Annotated in this window: 17 protein-coding genes and 1 tRNA gene; 8 read left to right on the top strand and 10 right to left on the bottom strand. The window is 46.7% G+C overall.

Annotated elements, in window-relative coordinates:
- Positions 1–84 precede the first annotated feature (84 nt).
- The 4 genes from SCACP_RS07130 to SCACP_RS07115 all read right to left on the bottom strand — a co-directional run bounded on the left by SCACP_RS07130 (position 85) and on the right by SCACP_RS07115 (position 4,387).
- Positions 85–768, bottom strand: a complete 684-nt coding sequence (locus tag SCACP_RS07130; protein WP_425060657.1) for a TerC family protein — start codon at positions 766–768, stop codon at positions 85–87.
- Between the two features lie 96 nt (positions 769–864).
- A complete protein-coding gene (locus SCACP_RS07125) occupies positions 865–2,241 on the bottom strand; it encodes a vWA domain-containing protein (RefSeq protein WP_425060656.1) in 1,377 nt (458 codons plus the stop codon).
- Positions 2,238–3,101 (bottom strand): AAA family ATPase, encoded by an 864-nt coding sequence (locus SCACP_RS07120; RefSeq protein WP_425060655.1) that lies wholly within the window; start codon positions 3,099–3,101, stop codon positions 2,238–2,240. The genes SCACP_RS07125 and SCACP_RS07120 overlap by 4 nt, the downstream gene beginning before the upstream one ends.
- Positions 3,102–3,193: 92 nt before the next feature.
- Positions 3,194–4,387 (bottom strand): amidohydrolase family protein, encoded by a 1,194-nt coding sequence (locus tag SCACP_RS07115; protein ID WP_425060654.1) that lies wholly within the window; start codon positions 4,385–4,387, stop codon positions 3,194–3,196.
- Between the two features lie 194 nt (positions 4,388–4,581).
- On the opposite strand from SCACP_RS07115, the gene SCACP_RS07110 reads away from it, so the two are divergent.
- The 8 genes from SCACP_RS07110 to SCACP_RS07075 all read left to right on the top strand — a co-directional run bounded on the left by SCACP_RS07110 (position 4,582) and on the right by SCACP_RS07075 (position 10,639).
- Positions 4,582–4,657, top strand: a tRNA-Ala gene (locus tag SCACP_RS07110).
- Between the two features lie 405 nt (positions 4,658–5,062).
- Positions 5,063–5,668 carry a DedA family protein gene (locus tag SCACP_RS07105; RefSeq protein WP_425060653.1) on the top strand — a complete coding sequence of 202 codons (606 nt, stop codon included), beginning with the start codon at positions 5,063–5,065 and terminating at the stop codon, positions 5,666–5,668.
- A gap of 18 nt (positions 5,669–5,686) precedes the next feature.
- Positions 5,687–7,309 (top strand): putative polysaccharide biosynthesis protein, encoded by a 1,623-nt coding sequence (locus SCACP_RS07100; protein WP_425060652.1) that lies wholly within the window; start codon positions 5,687–5,689, stop codon positions 7,307–7,309.
- A 55-nt stretch (positions 7,310–7,364) separates the two neighbouring features.
- Positions 7,365–7,694, top strand: coding sequence for a YnfA family protein (locus tag SCACP_RS07095; RefSeq protein ID WP_425060651.1), 330 nt, complete (start codon positions 7,365–7,367; stop codon positions 7,692–7,694).
- Between the two features lie 131 nt (positions 7,695–7,825).
- Complete coding sequence (locus SCACP_RS07090; RefSeq protein WP_425060650.1) at positions 7,826–9,151, top strand: hemolysin family protein; 1,326 nt, start codon at positions 7,826–7,828, stop codon at positions 9,149–9,151.
- 140 nt (positions 9,152–9,291) lie between these two features.
- Positions 9,292–10,164 carry a DMT family transporter gene (locus SCACP_RS07085; RefSeq protein WP_425060649.1) on the top strand — a complete coding sequence of 291 codons (873 nt, stop codon included), beginning with the start codon at positions 9,292–9,294 and terminating at the stop codon, positions 10,162–10,164.
- An 80-nt stretch (positions 10,165–10,244) separates the two neighbouring features.
- Entirely contained in the window at positions 10,245–10,445 is a 201-nt protein-coding gene (locus SCACP_RS07080) for a hypothetical protein (protein ID WP_425060648.1), read from the top strand.
- Positions 10,446–10,504: 59 nt separating this feature from the next.
- A complete protein-coding gene (locus tag SCACP_RS07075; protein WP_425060647.1) occupies positions 10,505–10,639 on the top strand; it encodes a hypothetical protein in 135 nt (44 codons plus the stop codon).
- A gap of 12 nt (positions 10,640–10,651) precedes the next feature.
- Here SCACP_RS07075 and SCACP_RS07070 read toward each other — a convergent pair whose 3' ends face one another.
- The 6 genes from SCACP_RS07070 to nadD form a co-directional block, all read right to left on the bottom strand.
- Positions 10,652–11,539 (bottom strand): CvfB family protein, encoded by an 888-nt coding sequence (locus SCACP_RS07070; protein WP_425060646.1) that lies wholly within the window; start codon positions 11,537–11,539, stop codon positions 10,652–10,654.
- A 7-nt stretch (positions 11,540–11,546) separates the two neighbouring features.
- A complete protein-coding gene (gene rsfS / locus SCACP_RS07065) occupies positions 11,547–11,897 on the bottom strand; it encodes a ribosome silencing factor (protein WP_425060645.1) in 351 nt (116 codons plus the stop codon).
- Positions 11,898–12,030: 133 nt separating this feature from the next.
- Complete coding sequence (locus SCACP_RS07060) at positions 12,031–13,032, bottom strand: LCP family protein (protein WP_425060644.1); 1,002 nt, start codon at positions 13,030–13,032, stop codon at positions 12,031–12,033.
- Positions 13,033–13,093: 61 nt separating this feature from the next.
- Entirely contained in the window at positions 13,094–13,657 is a 564-nt protein-coding gene (gene yqeK / locus SCACP_RS07055) for a bis(5'-nucleosyl)-tetraphosphatase (symmetrical) YqeK (RefSeq protein WP_425060643.1), read from the bottom strand.
- Positions 13,658–13,801: 144 nt separating this feature from the next.
- A complete protein-coding gene (locus SCACP_RS07050) occupies positions 13,802–14,053 on the bottom strand; it encodes an RNA recognition motif domain-containing protein (protein ID WP_425060642.1) in 252 nt (83 codons plus the stop codon).
- Between the two features lie 120 nt (positions 14,054–14,173).
- On the bottom strand, positions 14,174–14,788 hold the full coding sequence (gene nadD, locus SCACP_RS07045; protein WP_425060641.1) for a nicotinate-nucleotide adenylyltransferase: 615 nt from the start codon (positions 14,786–14,788) through the stop codon (positions 14,174–14,176).
- Positions 14,789–15,115 lie beyond the last annotated feature (327 nt).

Here is a 15,115-nt window from a genome sequence, read left to right as displayed (position 1 = left end):
AGTCTGCCTGTTCGGCATGGTACTGACATAGCCGTAATCAATAGCAATTCATTCAGATATGCAAAAACAACCTGAAGTTTGTAGCTACAGGTTGTTTTTTTGCCTGGTTCCCCCCTGTTGTTTGGATTTCGCCAGCATGGAACCGGCAATTATAACCACAACGGCAAAGGCCAGTGGTATTGCCCAGTGCATCCAAGGATAGGATTCCACCATCGGCATAATTTTTTTATCACCAATAGCCATTTCTCCGGCTGTCCATCCTAAAAATGCCGCCCCGACAGTAATGATTACTGGCCAGCGCTCTATAAGCATATGAATGAGCCTGCTGCCCCAGATGATAATCGGAATACTGATAACTAAGCCAATAATGAGCAAAGTAATATTTCCTTTAGCCACCCCGGCAATAGCAATTACATTGTCAATACTCATAACCAAATCGGCAACAATGATTGTTTGGACCGCCCCCCATAAGCTGCTTTTGGCTTCCATTTCATCATGATGCTCTTCGTCACCGGCTAAAAGCTGAATGGCAATCCAAAGCAGCGCCAAGCCGCCAATTAGTTGTAAGAAGGGAATTTGCAGCAAAACTATGGCGGCAAATGTTAAAAGTATTCGTAACCCGACTGCGCCAGCTCCACCCCAAAATATGGCCAGTTTCTGTTGTTCAGGCGGCAGCTTGCGGCTAGCCAAAGCAATAACCAGGGCATTATCGCCACTTAAAAGCAAATTAACCATAATAATGCTCATAAGTGATACTATCCACTCCACAAATTCACCTCCCAAGAAATTAAATTGGCCGAACCATATCAATGTTAGTATTACCGCCTTTTTATAAATTCTGCCTAACAGATGTAGCCAACCTGATTATAAAATCCGGTTGGCTACATCTGTTAATTGTTCCAGATTGCGGCATTCGAATACTTGGCGGCAATAGGGCTGATACTCTTGCATCAAACAATCACCCTCAAACCAGTCAGTAGCGGGCAGTGGGTTAAGCCAGTAAACGGCTTGAGCCCGTTCGGAAATCTTCGCCAGTTCTTCGGCGCCGCCTTTGTGCCAATTGTTGCGGCCGTCACCCAAAATAATCAGTTTTGTGCGCGAAGTAATGGCTGATAGTTCATAGCGTGCTATTTGCTCAAATACCAGATCATAGCGTGACAGCCCAACACGACGGTTAAAGCGGTCGCGCAAATGTCTGGCCTGCAAAAAAGCATTAACATCCTGGGTACGAAACCATTCAGTAACCTCGACGGCTTCATCGACAAAAACAAATGACCGGATATTGGCGTAACGCCGGTGGGCCGCGTGTACCAGTTGCAGCATAAACCGGCTAAACCGTTCTACTGAATTGGATACATCGCATAGCAACCACAAGTCGACTTTGCTCTTGACTTTATCCCGGTATTTGAGCCGTAGCGGCCACCCGCCTGTCCGCACCACTTCCTGAAAGGTACGGCGGATGTCTATCTTACCGTGTTTAGCTCCATGCATACGAATCCCCGGCCGCTCGGCCAGCTTTTTCGCCAATTTTGCAATTTCCTGCTCAACAGCAGTTACCTCGGCAGCTGCCAGACAGTCAAACTCCCGGCGGCGAATATTGGCGTACTCAACCAGTTTGACAATATGCTGGCGGCCAAACTGCCACACGGCTTTGCGTTCCAGTTCCCGGCGGATGGCCGCTTCAAGTTGGCTAAAGATTTTTTGCCATTGCCGAAAATCTCTTTCTTTTATTTGCCCAGTGGCATAGCGGCGTTCAACTTTATTGACAGCTTCAAACCATCTTAAACTTACCTGAACTTCGCGCAATTTTAACGAAATTTCTTCCGGCAGGGCGTTATTAAGCTGCATATCAAACGTAAATTGCCTTGCCAGCTCTTCGAGCACGGCAGCCGGCTGGCCGGCAATTGTTTCCAAAAGCCCTTCTGCATCCCCCCCGGCCCCGGATGAGCTGCGCCCACTACCGTCAGCGGTAACGCCTTTGATCGTCAGTGTTGCCTGCTTGGGTTTGGCTTGTCCAGGCGGTGCTACCGGCTCAAGGTCAAAATATAAGGCAAACAGCGTGTCAAATACCGGCTGCTCCCACATGCTTTTGACCAGTGTTGTTTCCAATACAGCCCGCAGTAGGGCCGGGTCAAAGCCGGTAAGTTCAGCGGCTTTTAATGCATCACCAGCCTCCATAGTAGTTACCGTCAGACCGGCTTGACGCAACAGACGAACGAAATCCACAATCAACTGTTTCATGGTTTTATCAAGTATGGCAGCTTATCGGCAACAAGCTCGCGGTCTTTGGTATATTTGAGCAAGGCGGTAAGCGCGGCACGCGCCTTGTCAGCTGTCAGTTCCCCGCCTAATAAGTTCATGGACAGCACCCAATCAATACTCTCAGTAATACTGGGTGGTTTTTTTAGGGGCTGCTTACGGACATTCTGGACAAATTCGATAAGCTGGCTGGCAAACCTGCGGTCAATATCGGGAGCATTAAGTTCAACAATGGCCAGTTCCCGCTCAAAATCCGGATAATCAATATGAAAATGCAGACAACGCCGGCGTAAGGCATCGCCGAGTTCGCGGGTACTGTTCGAAGTCAGCACTACATGGGGACGGGTAACAGCTCCTATTGTGCCAAGTTCGGGAATGGTTACCTGCCAGTCTGATAAAGCTTCTAAGAGGAAGCTCTCAAATTCCTGGTCGCTTTTATCAATCTCATCAATTAAGAGCACCACCGGTTCAGAGCTGGTAAGCGCTGTCAAAAGCGGACGCTTAAGGAGAAATTCCTGGTCAAAGATCTGCTGCCGCCCGGTTTCCCAGCCCCGTTCTGCAAGGGCTTCAATTTGGATATACAACAGTTGTTTTTGATAGTTCCATTCATAAAGAGCTTTGCTTTCATCCAATCCTTCATAACATTGCAGCCTGATAAGCTGACACCCTCTTAACCGTGCCCACGCTTTGGCCAGTTCAGTCTTGCCAACGCCGGCCGGACCTTCCAGTAACAGCGGTTTTCCCAGGTTTTCCGCCAAATAAACGGCTGCCGCCAAGTTGTCATCAGCAAGATAGCCATTTTGGGCTAACCCGGTCTTGAGGTCTTTGATTGCTTCGATCACTTGTCACCAACTCCGTCACTATGATTGTTGTGCAGTACTTGCTCCTTGCCGCCGAAAAATTTTATCCATGCCAATACTGCCAATAAGCTCAATCATCTCGGATACTCCTTCCCATTTTTAAATACTGTAACGATTTTTCTAATGCATGTTATATCCATGAGCGGATTACCTTCCAAGACTAGCAGGTCTGCCCGTTTGCCTGTTTCAATTGTGCCTATTTGGCTGTCCATCCCCACTGCTTTGGCTGCCAGGCCGGTTGCGGCATGAAGCGCAGCTACCGGCGGCAAGCCGCACTCGACCAGCAGGCCAATCTCCCGCCACACATCGCCATGCTCGACGCCGAGCGCCCCGGCATCGGTGCCCGCAACAATTTTTGCTCCTGCCTGATACGCCCGCAATACCATGGCCTGATGACGGAAATAAACTTGTTCAATCCCCTCAGCAGGCAGCGTCTTGGTCCGATGGTTACGGCCATAGTCCAGCATACGTTCAAACGGTACCAACGTAGGAATCCAGTAAACTTGACTGGCAGCAATCAAGTCAGCCGTAACCTCATCAATAAGCGCGCCATGTTCAATAGTAGACACGCCAGCACTCAGGGCCTGACGAACGCCATCCACACCGTTCGCGTGCACGGCAACCGGTTTATTCAGCCGCTGCGCCTCATGGACCACCGCCTGGGTTTCAGCCTGCGACAGTTCGACCACACCAGCATCCTGACGGATAAAATTAACACTACCTGTCATCATAATCTTTATGCAATCAGCGCCGCCTTTGGCCTGTTCGCGCACTGCCTTGACCATCTCTTCCGGTCCGTCAGCTTCCCGCCCGCCGGCATAATGGAAATGGCCGCCGGTTATTGAGATGGCTTGACAGGCGGTAAGTACCTGGGGACCAACAGTTACGCCTTGACTGACAGCCTTTTTCAGAAGAGCATTAATACCATATGGCCCGCCCAAATCGCGGACAGTGGTTACACCTTGCCTAAGTGCCAAAGCCAGGTTATTTACTGCCCGAATGAGTATGGTGTCTTTACTTTCCTTCCACCTAAGTGTACGGGCTTTTAAGTCGGAAATACCTTCTAAAAAAAGGTGTACATGGGTATCAATGAGCCCAGGCATAACAGTATATGGAGAGAAATCAACCGCCTTCGCCACATCGGCGGTAGCAAAATCTCCCGCCTGCCCTCTGCCGGCAATGCGGCCGTTTTCGATGGCCAGATAGCAGGTTGGGTGAGCCGCACCGCCTGTGCCGTCAATCAAGAGTCCGGTTTTTATAAGCATCATAGTGAGTTCCTTCTTTCACGTTCAATAAGCTGATTATAGTCACATTTATGCCAGAAGTATTCTGCATAGCTTTAATAAGTACCTGCAAACAGTTATTTAATTTTTTCAGAAAACACATTTTCAGAAAAACTGCTCTTGACATTATGACATTGTCTCAGTATAATTACAACTGTAATTGCGATTTACTTAATTATGGGGGTATAGCTCAGCTGGGAGAGCGCTTGAATGGCATTCAAGAGGCCAGCGGTTCGATCCCGCTTATCTCCACCAGTACTAAAAAGGCTTGCGAGGGTTTTACCTTGCAGGCTTTTTACTTTTTCTTCCACCTTTTTCTACCGAATCATGCCAGGTCTATCTGATTTTTTTGTTTTTACGCTTGCGGAGGAAGAAGAATAACAAAACAGGAGGCGGAACCTGTCAGGTCCCAACCTCCTGCCCTGTCGCAGAAGATATTTTGAACCGCATGTATTTGTCTATTCAGACGATAATAAAAACATTCATTTTTACGTGAACTTTTTTGCTTTGATCCTGGTCTTATATTAAGTAAGACAATGTTACTGGAGGAGATATCGATGTTGAAGTGGGCAAAACTACCTTGCCTGATGCATGATAGTGTAAGGATCATCCTGATAAATAAATCATAATTGGTTTCTGTTTGGGAGGGAAGAATTTACTATGGAACAATTTTTTCATATTATTATTGATTATATTACGGTTTCGGGTTATACAGCCATTATGATTGGCATGGCACTGGAAAGCGCCTGTTTGCCTGTGCCTAGCGAATTGATATTTGGTTTTGCCGGTTACTTAGTATATCTAGGCCGGATGGACTTTGCCACTGCCGCAATTGCCGGTGTTGCCGGTGGTCTGATTGGTTCGATGGCAGCCTATTTAATAGGCTATTATGGCGGTCATCCCTTTGTCGAAAAATACGGGCGCTATGTACTTTTATCGAAACGCCATATGAATATGGCCCAAAAGTGGTTTGACCGCTATGGCCTGAAAGCTACCTTTTACAGCCGTCTGCTCCCGGTAGTACGTACCTTTATTTCGTTGCCTGCCGGGGTTGCCAAAGTCAATTTTGTAAAGTTTGTCCTGTACATCATCTTAGGTTCTATTCCTTGGACGATAGGTCTAATTTATGCCGGTATGCTGCTCGGCGAAAATTGGCAGACCATCAATGTGCTTGGTCATAAGGCCAGCCTCGTGGTAGCCGGCGGACTAGTGATCATCACTATCTATTATCTGCGAAAAAACCGCACTCAAACCAGCCCGCGGTAATGGTGGCAAGGGGGCTCTATGGAACAACACAACCAAGCTAAACAAAGCAATCAGTTTCTGAAAGGTACGCTGGTATTGACTGTCGCCGGTATTGTGGTCAAAATCATTGGATCACTTAACTGGATTATTTTATCCCGTGTTTTAGGCGGTGAAGGGATCGGCCTGTATCAAATGGCTTTCCCGATTTACCTCTTGGCGCTGAGTATTTCTTCCGCCGGCATTCCGGTTGCCATTTCTATCATTACTGCCGAAAAAATAGCTCTCCGGGATTACCGGGGGGCTGACCGTGTTTTTTACCTGTCACTGGCCTTGTTGGCCGGCACAGGTCTGTTATTGAGCTTCTGTATGTATTTGGGAGCCGGTTGGCTGATTGACCACCGCTTTATTCGTGACGCTCGCGCCTACTACGCGCTGTTGGCACTATCCCCGGCGATTTTTCTTGTTACGGTGTTGTCAAGTTTTCGCGGGTTTCTTCAAGGCTGGCAGATTATGACTCCGACAGCTATTTCTCAGATTGTCGAGCAGTTGTTTCGGGTGGCTGCGATGTTGGTATTTGCGGCTCTCTTATTGCCAAAAGGCTTAGACTATGCGGCTGGCGGCGCGAGTATGGGGGCTGGCGCAGGTGCGGCAGCAGGACTGGCAGTCCTAATTTACTATTACTGGCGTCTAAAACAGGACTTGGCGGAGAAAGAGGCTTTATCACCAGACATTGGGGAACAGGAAAACACCGGAAGCATTATGCGGCGGATCATCGCCTTAGCGCTGCCGGTGTCGTTATCCAGTATCATGCTGCCCTTGGTGGCTAATCTTGACTTATTTATCGTACCGGCCCGGCTGGAAGTGGCTGGTTATACGGTGGCGCAGGCCACCGAACTGTTCGGTTATCTCACCGGCATGGCTGTGCCGCTGGTCAATCTGGCAACAATTATCACAGCGGCCCTGGCTACCAGTTTGGTGCCATCGGTTGCAGCTCTTTCACTAAAAGACAGCGGCGGTATTAAACGGCATACGGCAGCTGCCATGCGGCTGGCCAATATGGTTACCCTCCCCGCTGCCGTGACGTTATGGCTGCTGGCGACCCCTGTGTCCACCTTGATTTATCACGCGCCGCAGGCCGGTGCGGTAGTAGAGGTTTTGGCTATCAGCGTATATCTGCTCGGTATCCATCAGGTAACAACCGGGGTACTTCAAGGTATGGGCCATACTACTATTCCTGTTATTAACATGGGATTTGCGGCAATGGTAAAAGTCATTATGAACTGGACACTGGCCGCATTACCGGAACTGGGCATTAAGGGAGCGGCCTGGGCTACTGTTGCTGATATTGGCGTGGCCGCATTATTAAATTTATACTTTGTTTACCGGTATACTGGTTTTCACTTGAAAATCAGTGATTTTTGGCAGAATATCGCGGCCGTAACAGCCATGGGCATGGGCATTTATATAGTCCATACCGCTGTGACCGGAGCGTTGACCGAAACACTGGCCACCGTGGCCGCCATGTTGACAGGAACGGTAATTTATGGTGCAGTGTTATTGCTGCTGGGTGGATTAACAGAGCGGGATATAAGGCAAATTCCGCTAGTAGGGTCGGCTGCCGTCAGAATATTAAGTGTCTTGAGGCTATTAAAGTCTTACTGATTGACCATTCTGATGTGCAGTACTATTATTTCTTTAGGAGGCTTTTATCTTTTATATGGATATTATAAAATCAATATTGTATTTTATTTTAGCAGGACTATGTGAGATCGGCGGCGGTTATCTCATCTGGTTATGGCTCCGCGAAGGTAAAGGAGTATTATATGCGGTAGCTGGAGCCATTATCCTTATTATTTACGGAATAATCCCCACTTTTCAACCTGCCAGCTTCGGCCGGGTGTATGCCGCATACGGAGGCGTATTTATCGCTCTTTCAATTTTGTGGGGCTGGGGCGTTGACAAAGTAGCACCTGACAAATTTGACATTATTGGCGGGATAGTCGCCCTCTTAGGTGTTCTTATAATTATGTACTGGCCACGGGGTTAATACAGATTACCAAAAGGGCATGCTATAACTATACGCTACAATATGATATATATGATATAATTGAATAAACTTTATTTACCAAGGGAGAGTGTTTGCACAAATTGGATACACCCTCTATAAGTACGGAGATCATGATTATTTTGGCTCTAATTGTGGCAAACGGAATATTTGCCATGACCGAGATGTCTATCGTATCATCCCGGAAAAGCCGGTTGGAGAGTATGGCGGCTAACGGCAGCCGCGGCGCGCAAATAGCGCTTAAACTGGCCGAAGACCCTACCCAGCTTTTATCTGCCGTACAAATAGGTATTACCTTAATTGGTATCCTTACAGGTGCTTTTGGCGGCGCCAAATTGTCAAGCTATCTGGCCTCAATTCTAAATGCAATCCCCTTTCTCGGCCGTTACAGCGATACTGTCAGCTTGGCCATTGTTGTCGGTATTATAACCTATCTGTCGCTCATTATCGGTGAATTAGTGCCGAAAAAACTAGCACTCAACAATCCTGAGCCAATCGCTGCGGCTGTAGCCCGCCCCATATCGGCTTTTGTTCGTATTAACCGTCCTCTGGTCCATCTTTTAAGCGTTTCAACTACTATGGCCATGAAACTTCTGGGAGTCAAACCGCCGGGAGAACCGCCGGTAACTGAAGAAGAGGTCAGGGTATTAATTGATCAGGGAACACAGCTTGGCGTATTTGAAAAAGCCGAGCATGAAATGGTAGAGAAAATCTTTTTACTTGGCGATATGCGTGTGGGTGCGCTCATGACGCCCCGCACTCAAATAAAATGGCTGGATGTGGAAGATAATGATCAATACAATCTACGTATTATCCGGAGCAACAGCCATCTGTTTTTTCCCGTAGCGCGGGGAAGCTTGGACGATATAATAGGCGTCGTTTATTCCAATGAACTACTGGCAAACTACACTCCGGGAAAACCCCTGGGGCTTGAGCATGCCTCACGGCAACCACTTTATATACCTAAAAACACGCCAGCCCTCAAGGTTTTGGAACAGTTTAAAAAAAGTGGAATATATGTTGCGCTGGTAGTTGATGAATACGGCGGCATCTCCGGGCTTATCAGCCTTTATGATATTGCAGAACATATTGTGGGCGATATGCCCTATCTTGGTGAAGACGAAGACCCGGACATTATTACCCGTGACGATGGTTCGTGGCTTGTAGACGGAATGTTGTCAATTGAAGAACTGAAAGAACTCCTTGCCGTAGACCAGTTTCCCGGCGAAGAACGAGGTTATTTTCAGACACTCGGCGGTTTTATCGTTTCTTATCTGGGACAAATTCCCACCACTGCCGAAAGTTTTGAGTGGAGCGGCTACCATTTTGAGATTGTCGATATGGACAGGATACGGGTCGATAAAGTACTCATTAAGCGTATAGCTACTGAAAAAGATAATGAATTACTCGAACAAACTGACCAAAACCCTGCAGATTAATGATGCAGGGTTTTACATTTCTCACGTTAATTTGATAAAGGAAGTTAATTTGATAAAGGAAGTTAATTTGATAAAGGATTATAGCTGCTCACATAGAATAAAGCTCTTTTAGGTATCAAATACAGATCGGAGTGAATCTGATGCGCGAAAAATATATAGGCGCAATCTGCCTGTCGTTGGCTGCCAGCTTATGGGGCGGACTCTATGTTGTCAGCAAATATGCCATGAATATCATCCCGCCTTTTACGCTATTATTTCTCCGGTATCTGACAGCATCGATAACTTTAGTTATCGCCTGCCGGATGACCGGAGTAACTGTATTTCCTGCCGGCGGACGCACTGCCTTGCTGCAAATCGGATTTATCGGCTACTTCCTGTCAATTAGCGCCCAATTTATTGGCACCAATCTTTCGTCAGCCCACATGGGGGCAGTAATCACTACACTGTCGCCTATTTTCCAGTCTTTGTTTGCCGTTTTATTACTGAGAGAAAAAATGTCACGCCGCGAGGGAACTGCCATGTTTACCGCTTTTGCCGGCGTACTGGTCATTATCCTAATAGGTAACGAAAGCGGCGGTAGCACCTTGTGGGGCAATCTAATTCTGCTACTCGCGGCCTTATTTTGGGGATACCAATCGGTGGTAGCACGGCAAGCATCATTTGTGCATTCGCCGCTAACGATTACAACAGCCGGAGTCCTTACGGCAACACTCCTTACAGGGATGGCCTCAATTACCGAATTGGGCCGCTGGGATTATGGCGTGCTAACCACCTGGCCGATTATCTCCAGCGTGCTGTATATCGGCATAGCGTCAACAGCCGTAGCTTTCTTTACCTGGAACAAAGGCTTGTCACTGTTGTCCTCGCATCAGGCCGGACCGTTCTTTTTCTTTCAACCGGTAGTCGGCAGCCTGCTGGGATGGGCACTTTTGGGCGAACATTTGACATGGTCTTTTTTTGTCGGTAGTGCTCTCATTATCATCGGCGTATATCTAAGCTTTAAAAGTGAATAATCGCTTCAAAACTAGCAATCATTGTCGCTCATGCTTATCTACCATCTGGGAAAAATAATAGCAGCATTGGAGGTGATAATTTGACAACCGAAAAAACAAGCTTTTGGAACGGCAAAAATATTGCCGGTAAATCACAGGTGGACGCTAAATGGTTAATTAGTGAAGGCCCGCGGACAAGCCCAACCCACTCAAAATATCAGGTAAGCAATGAGACCATTTCTGCTGATGACCTCCAGTCTTCTGCTGAATACGCTGAAGAAATTACCAAACAGGGCGGCTGACCTCCCAGAAGAAAGCGGTAGTTACCGCAAGTAAAAACTTTTAAGGAGGAAAATAGTCTATGGCAAGCAAGGACCTGCTGGATTCAAATAATACCAAAAATAGCAGACCGGCAGCTAATATGAATACGGAAAACAAAACTAATACTGCCGAACAAAAGAAACACATGCCCTGCAAAAACTCGCTTCCCACATGATAATGAAGGTGGCTAATCGCCACCTTCATTATTGTTATTTATCAGATAGGTCCAACCCTCCCGCTGTTCAATGAGCCTGCTTTTAAGCAAACGACCCATAGCCCGTTTAAATGCGGCTTTGCTGATATTAAACTTTTCTTTGATGATCTCAGGTGGCGAGTCGTCGCTATACGGCATCTGTCCACCCCGGGTGCGGAGCACCTCAAGTATTTTCTCTGAGTCTACGTCTATGGCATTTTCTTTGGGTGGCCGCATGGACACGTTGAGGCGGCCGTCTTCTCTGATATATGTAATTCTAGTGGTAAGTTCGGCGCCAATACGGGGCCGTTCGGTCATCTCGTCATTATGGAGAAAAGCAATAAACCGGTCTTTGGTAAAGATAAAAGCCCCTTGGTCACTGTAGTTGTACACTGAACCGGTAACAGTATCGCCGACCTTGACGCCTTCAGCCGGTCGTGAAGCCCGCCTAAGTTCGTCTTCGACTTCCATAGTAACTGCTTGCCGTCCAGATTTATCACGATACAGTTTGACCCACACTTTTTCGCCGCGCCGCGGCTTGCCGCGCATACCGGCATGGGGCATGAATACTCCCCGTTCAGCGCCAATATTGACAAACGCCCCATCGCGGGTGGTGTTGATAATTTCAACTCTGGCTACTTGTCCCTCCCGCATTTGGGGTAGTCGCATACTGGCTGCCAACCGCCCCCGCGGGTCGGTATAGAGATATACTTTGACAACTTGTCCCACCATCACCGTTTCCGTTTGCTGGGCATTATGGAGCAGGATATCGTCACTGGTATTGCCTGTGCCAGCGTCTAAAAACGCACCCAGATCGCTTTTCCGGACAACAGTTAAATCGACTACATCACCGGGTTTATAGTTGTGCTTGTTCTTATTCATTATCCACCTAGCCCTGGTAAGCAACTTGTTTGGCATCGCCCCACAACCGTTCAAGTTTATAAAATTGCCGGTCATCTTCGACAAAAATGTGGGCCACACAGTTGCCATAATCAATAAGTACCCACCGCGCTTCGCGGTAACCTTCTTTACGAAAAGACTTGATTCCCTGCTCGGCGAGTTGTTCCTCAATGTTATCGGCAATAGCTTGTACCTGCGTAGTCGAGTTAGCACTGCAAATGACAAAATAGTCGGTAACGGGCGAAATCCCGGTCAAATCCATGATTACTATATCGCGAGCTTTTTTGTCACTGGCAGCTTGGGCCACTAATTCGGCTAATTTGATATCAGTTTGATTCATTAGTTAAAAAATACCTCCTGAAGCCGTTCTTAAAACTAGCTTTTTCTTTCCAAAATTATTTTATTCGGGCTTATTAGGTTAGTTTCCTGCAAAAAAAGAGTAGAGCAATAAATTACGCTCTACTTTGCTGGTACTAATTTTTCCGAGTGGAATCTGTAGTTTTAGAGTATACTTCACTGACTTTGGCCGCAGACATAAATAGATCTTCAACCATATTTTTCGTTTGTGCATTATCCGGTACCCAGTAACTCAGTCCGTCGATTGTCGCAAAATCACCAGGCAACATTTCGGTATGAATGTTACTGGAATTGAAGTTTTTTAGACTATTAGCCACTTTGGCCATGGTCATAAGCGACATGTCGGTATCAATATACTGATTGAGCGTATTGACCAGCGCAGGCACTTTTAATATTGTGCCTACTTGCAGCGTTTGTTTAGCCAACGCTTTTAAGAACCGCTGCTGACGCTGCACCCTGCCAATATCCCCCAGTTCGTCACTACGGAAACGCACATATTCACCGGCTTTTTCACCATCCAAATGCTGGTAGCCTTTAGCAATATGAATGTCAAGGTCGGCCCAAGGGTCCTTGTAATTCATGTCATGCTCGACATAAAGGTCTACTCCGCCCAAAATATCAATAACCTTGATAAATGCCTGCCAGTCAATTACTACATAATAATTGATTGGAATATGCAAAAATTGCTCAACAGTATTGCGGGCCAATTCGGCACCGCCATACGCATAGGCACTGTTAATCTTGTCATAGCCTTTGCGTCCGGGGATGTTCACTTTGGTATCACGCGGCAATGACAACAGATTAATCGTACCGTTCTGCGGGTTAATACTGGCTACCATCATGGTATCTGAGCGCCTTGATGTGTCATAAGGGTTTTCACGGTCTTTGTCATCTATTCCTAAGAGCAGTATGTTAACCCTGTTATTTAAAGTTTCCGGTTGACGCTCGGTAGCCTTGACTACCTGGGTTGTAGGCGTTCTGACTATATTCAGATAAGCATACACACTGGCTCCGGCCAGCGCCACTACCACAAACAGCAGCAGCACCAGCATAAGAAACACCCGGTCCCAGCGAATTCTCCGCCGGCGCTTCGGGAATTTATCCTGCAATTCGTGCATGGTATCATCTCCTCTCCCGAAAGACAACACCTATTAATTACATTGTTTTGTCTTCATATTATTATTTTTGTAGCAGTAAATAGTTCCGACCTTCAATAGTAGCCGGATGTATAAGCAAATTTTGGTCAATAACATAGTGAATTGATTGATCAAAACAGGCCAACAGCCCTGCGTCCAAATCTTGCAAAGCCAGGCTGCGAAGCTTGTCTGCACGGGGAAAATCACGGCCTGGTTCAATAAAGTCAGCAACATAAATAATTTTATCCAATGTTGACATATCTCGTCCACCAGTGGTATGAAGCGCAATGGCTCGCAGAATGTGCGGATCATCAACTCCGTACTCCTTTTGAGCCAAACAAGCGCCCAGCGGCGCATGCAGCAACACCGGCTGACAGCGTTCGACATCATTCATCACTATATCAAAAGACTCGGCCATTTGCAATAGGTTATTGCTGGGTATGCCGCGGGCGCAGTCGTGCAATAAGCCGGCCAGTCTGGCTTTTTCAATATTTTCACCAAAACGGGCGGCAAGTTCTGCCGCCGTTCTGCTTACTCCCAACGAATGACTAAACCGTTTGGGCGACAATGTGTGTGACAGCTTGTCCACCGCTTGTTTGTAATCCATAATTTGACACCACCTATCCTCCACTATTAAAATTCGTCAGGATCCGCAGATATCCTCTTTTGTCAAATAAAAAACCTCCTAAAGTTAGGAGGTGAATATGATGCCAGAACATTTATAGTCTACAAGCTAAAATGCCAGTGAGGGTTAACCCTGGCGCGGTTTAGCTTCGTTAACGACAATCTGACGACCCCCAATTTGAGAACCATTCATGGCCTCAACCATTTTTTCAGCGTCAGCGTCCTCGACTTCTACAAAACCGAAACCCCGGGAACGTCCCGTTTCCTTGTCAGTAATTATTCTACTTGATACTACAGAACCATGCTGACGGAAAGCGTCAGCAAGAGCCGTGTCTGTTGTGCTCCAAGGCAGGTTGCCAACATAAAGCGTTTTTGCCATAGGAAAATCACCTCCGTTACATCAGGATACTTTAAAAAAAGAAATTTTACGTTAACATTATCTGCAAAAAAACGGGATTTATGCTTAAACTAGCAATGCCTTTATTTGGCACAGAAGCAGTTAACGGTAGAGTCCTTCTTTGTAAATATAATCTTCCACACTTTCGGGTACTATGTACTTAATCGACCGTCCTTTTTTAACCCGTTCCCTGATGTCAGTTGATGATATTTCCAGTTCGGGCGTGGCCAGACGATGAATACTGCGTCGCCCTTTGGCGCCAAATTGTTTGATTACCTCATCAATATAGCTGATACACCCCGGACGGGTAGCGGCCACAAAATAGCACAAATCTAACAGGTTTTCAATTTCCCGCCAACTCGGCAAATCTTTAACAGCATCAGCGCCGGTAATGAAATAAAACTCGGTATTGGCGCCATAACAATCAATAAGTGCTCTAACGGTATCAATTGTATACGAGAGCCCGGAACGTTCAAGCTCAATGCCGGACACAAAAAAGTGCGGGTTAGAGTAGGTAGCCATAACTGTCATAATATAACGGTGAATTGCCGGTGTAACTAATGACCCCTGCTTATGCGGCGGATTACTGGCAGGAACAAACAACACTTTGTCAAGGTTATATTCGATGCGAACCGCTTCAGCTGTTACCAGGTGCCCGATATGAATGGGGTCAAATGTTCCGCCCATAATCCCAATTTTAGTCTTTGTGTGCGACATGGTTATCTGCCTTTCAAAAAAATGTAAAAAAATCCCAATATGTTTAATATTATATAGCAAATGTCAAGCTGTATGAAAAGAGGTTCAGGGGCTAAGCGGCACAAAACTCCTGGATTAGGCTAACTAAGCCATAGAGGCGTTTAAAACTTTCTGCAGGAGGTTTCACTTTATGACTAGCCTTATAGATAGTATAACACCGATGATAATAAGCGCTCCACGGATGTAATCCAGGGCATCATGACGGCCTTTCGGCGTCTGGAGGTAGTTACGCAGTGCATAACAGTAACCTGCAATAAGTTTCATTTTATTCATACCTTAATACCTCTA

The organism is Sporomusaceae bacterium ACPt, assembly GCA_041428575.1.
Classification (GTDB): domain Bacteria; phylum Bacillota; class Negativicutes; order Sporomusales; family Sporomusaceae; genus Sporomusa_D; species Sporomusa_D carbonis.
This window is presented reverse-complemented; position numbering and strand designations above follow the sequence as displayed.

Excerpts from the sequence above, each read along its gene's own strand:
- SCACP_RS07095 (WP_425060651.1), top strand. The coding sequence starts at position 7,365 with ATGGATATTATAAAATCAATATTGTATTTTATTTTAGCAGGACTATGT.
- SCACP_RS07070 (WP_425060646.1), bottom strand. The coding sequence starts at position 11,539 with ATGAATAAGAACAAGCACAACTATAAACCCGGTGATGTAGTCGATTTA.
- SCACP_RS07115 (WP_425060654.1), bottom strand. The coding sequence starts at position 4,387 with ATGATGCTTATAAAAACCGGACTCTTGATTGACGGCACAGGCGGTGCG.
- SCACP_RS07075 (WP_425060647.1), top strand. The coding sequence starts at position 10,505 with ATGGCAAGCAAGGACCTGCTGGATTCAAATAATACCAAAAATAGCAGA.
- rsfS (WP_425060645.1), bottom strand. The coding sequence starts at position 11,897 with ATGAATCAAACTGATATCAAATTAGCCGAATTAGTGGCCCAAGCTGCC.
- SCACP_RS07105 (WP_425060653.1), top strand. The coding sequence starts at position 5,063 with ATGGAACAATTTTTTCATATTATTATTGATTATATTACGGTTTCGGGT.
- nadD (WP_425060641.1), bottom strand. The coding sequence starts at position 14,788 with ATGTCGCACACAAAGACTAAAATTGGGATTATGGGCGGAACATTTGAC.
- SCACP_RS07050 (WP_425060642.1), bottom strand. The coding sequence starts at position 14,053 with ATGGCAAAAACGCTTTATGTTGGCAACCTGCCTTGGAGCACAACAGAC.
- SCACP_RS07060 (WP_425060644.1), bottom strand. The coding sequence starts at position 13,032 with ATGCACGAATTGCAGGATAAATTCCCGAAGCGCCGGCGGAGAATTCGC.
- SCACP_RS07125 (WP_425060656.1), bottom strand. The coding sequence starts at position 2,241 with ATGAAACAGTTGATTGTGGATTTCGTTCGTCTGTTGCGTCAAGCCGGT.
- SCACP_RS07090 (WP_425060650.1), top strand. The coding sequence starts at position 7,826 with ATGATTATTTTGGCTCTAATTGTGGCAAACGGAATATTTGCCATGACC.
- SCACP_RS07085 (WP_425060649.1), top strand. The coding sequence starts at position 9,292 with ATGCGCGAAAAATATATAGGCGCAATCTGCCTGTCGTTGGCTGCCAGC.
- yqeK (WP_425060643.1), bottom strand. The coding sequence starts at position 13,657 with ATGGATTACAAACAAGCGGTGGACAAGCTGTCACACACATTGTCGCCC.
- SCACP_RS07100 (WP_425060652.1), top strand. The coding sequence starts at position 5,687 with ATGGAACAACACAACCAAGCTAAACAAAGCAATCAGTTTCTGAAAGGT.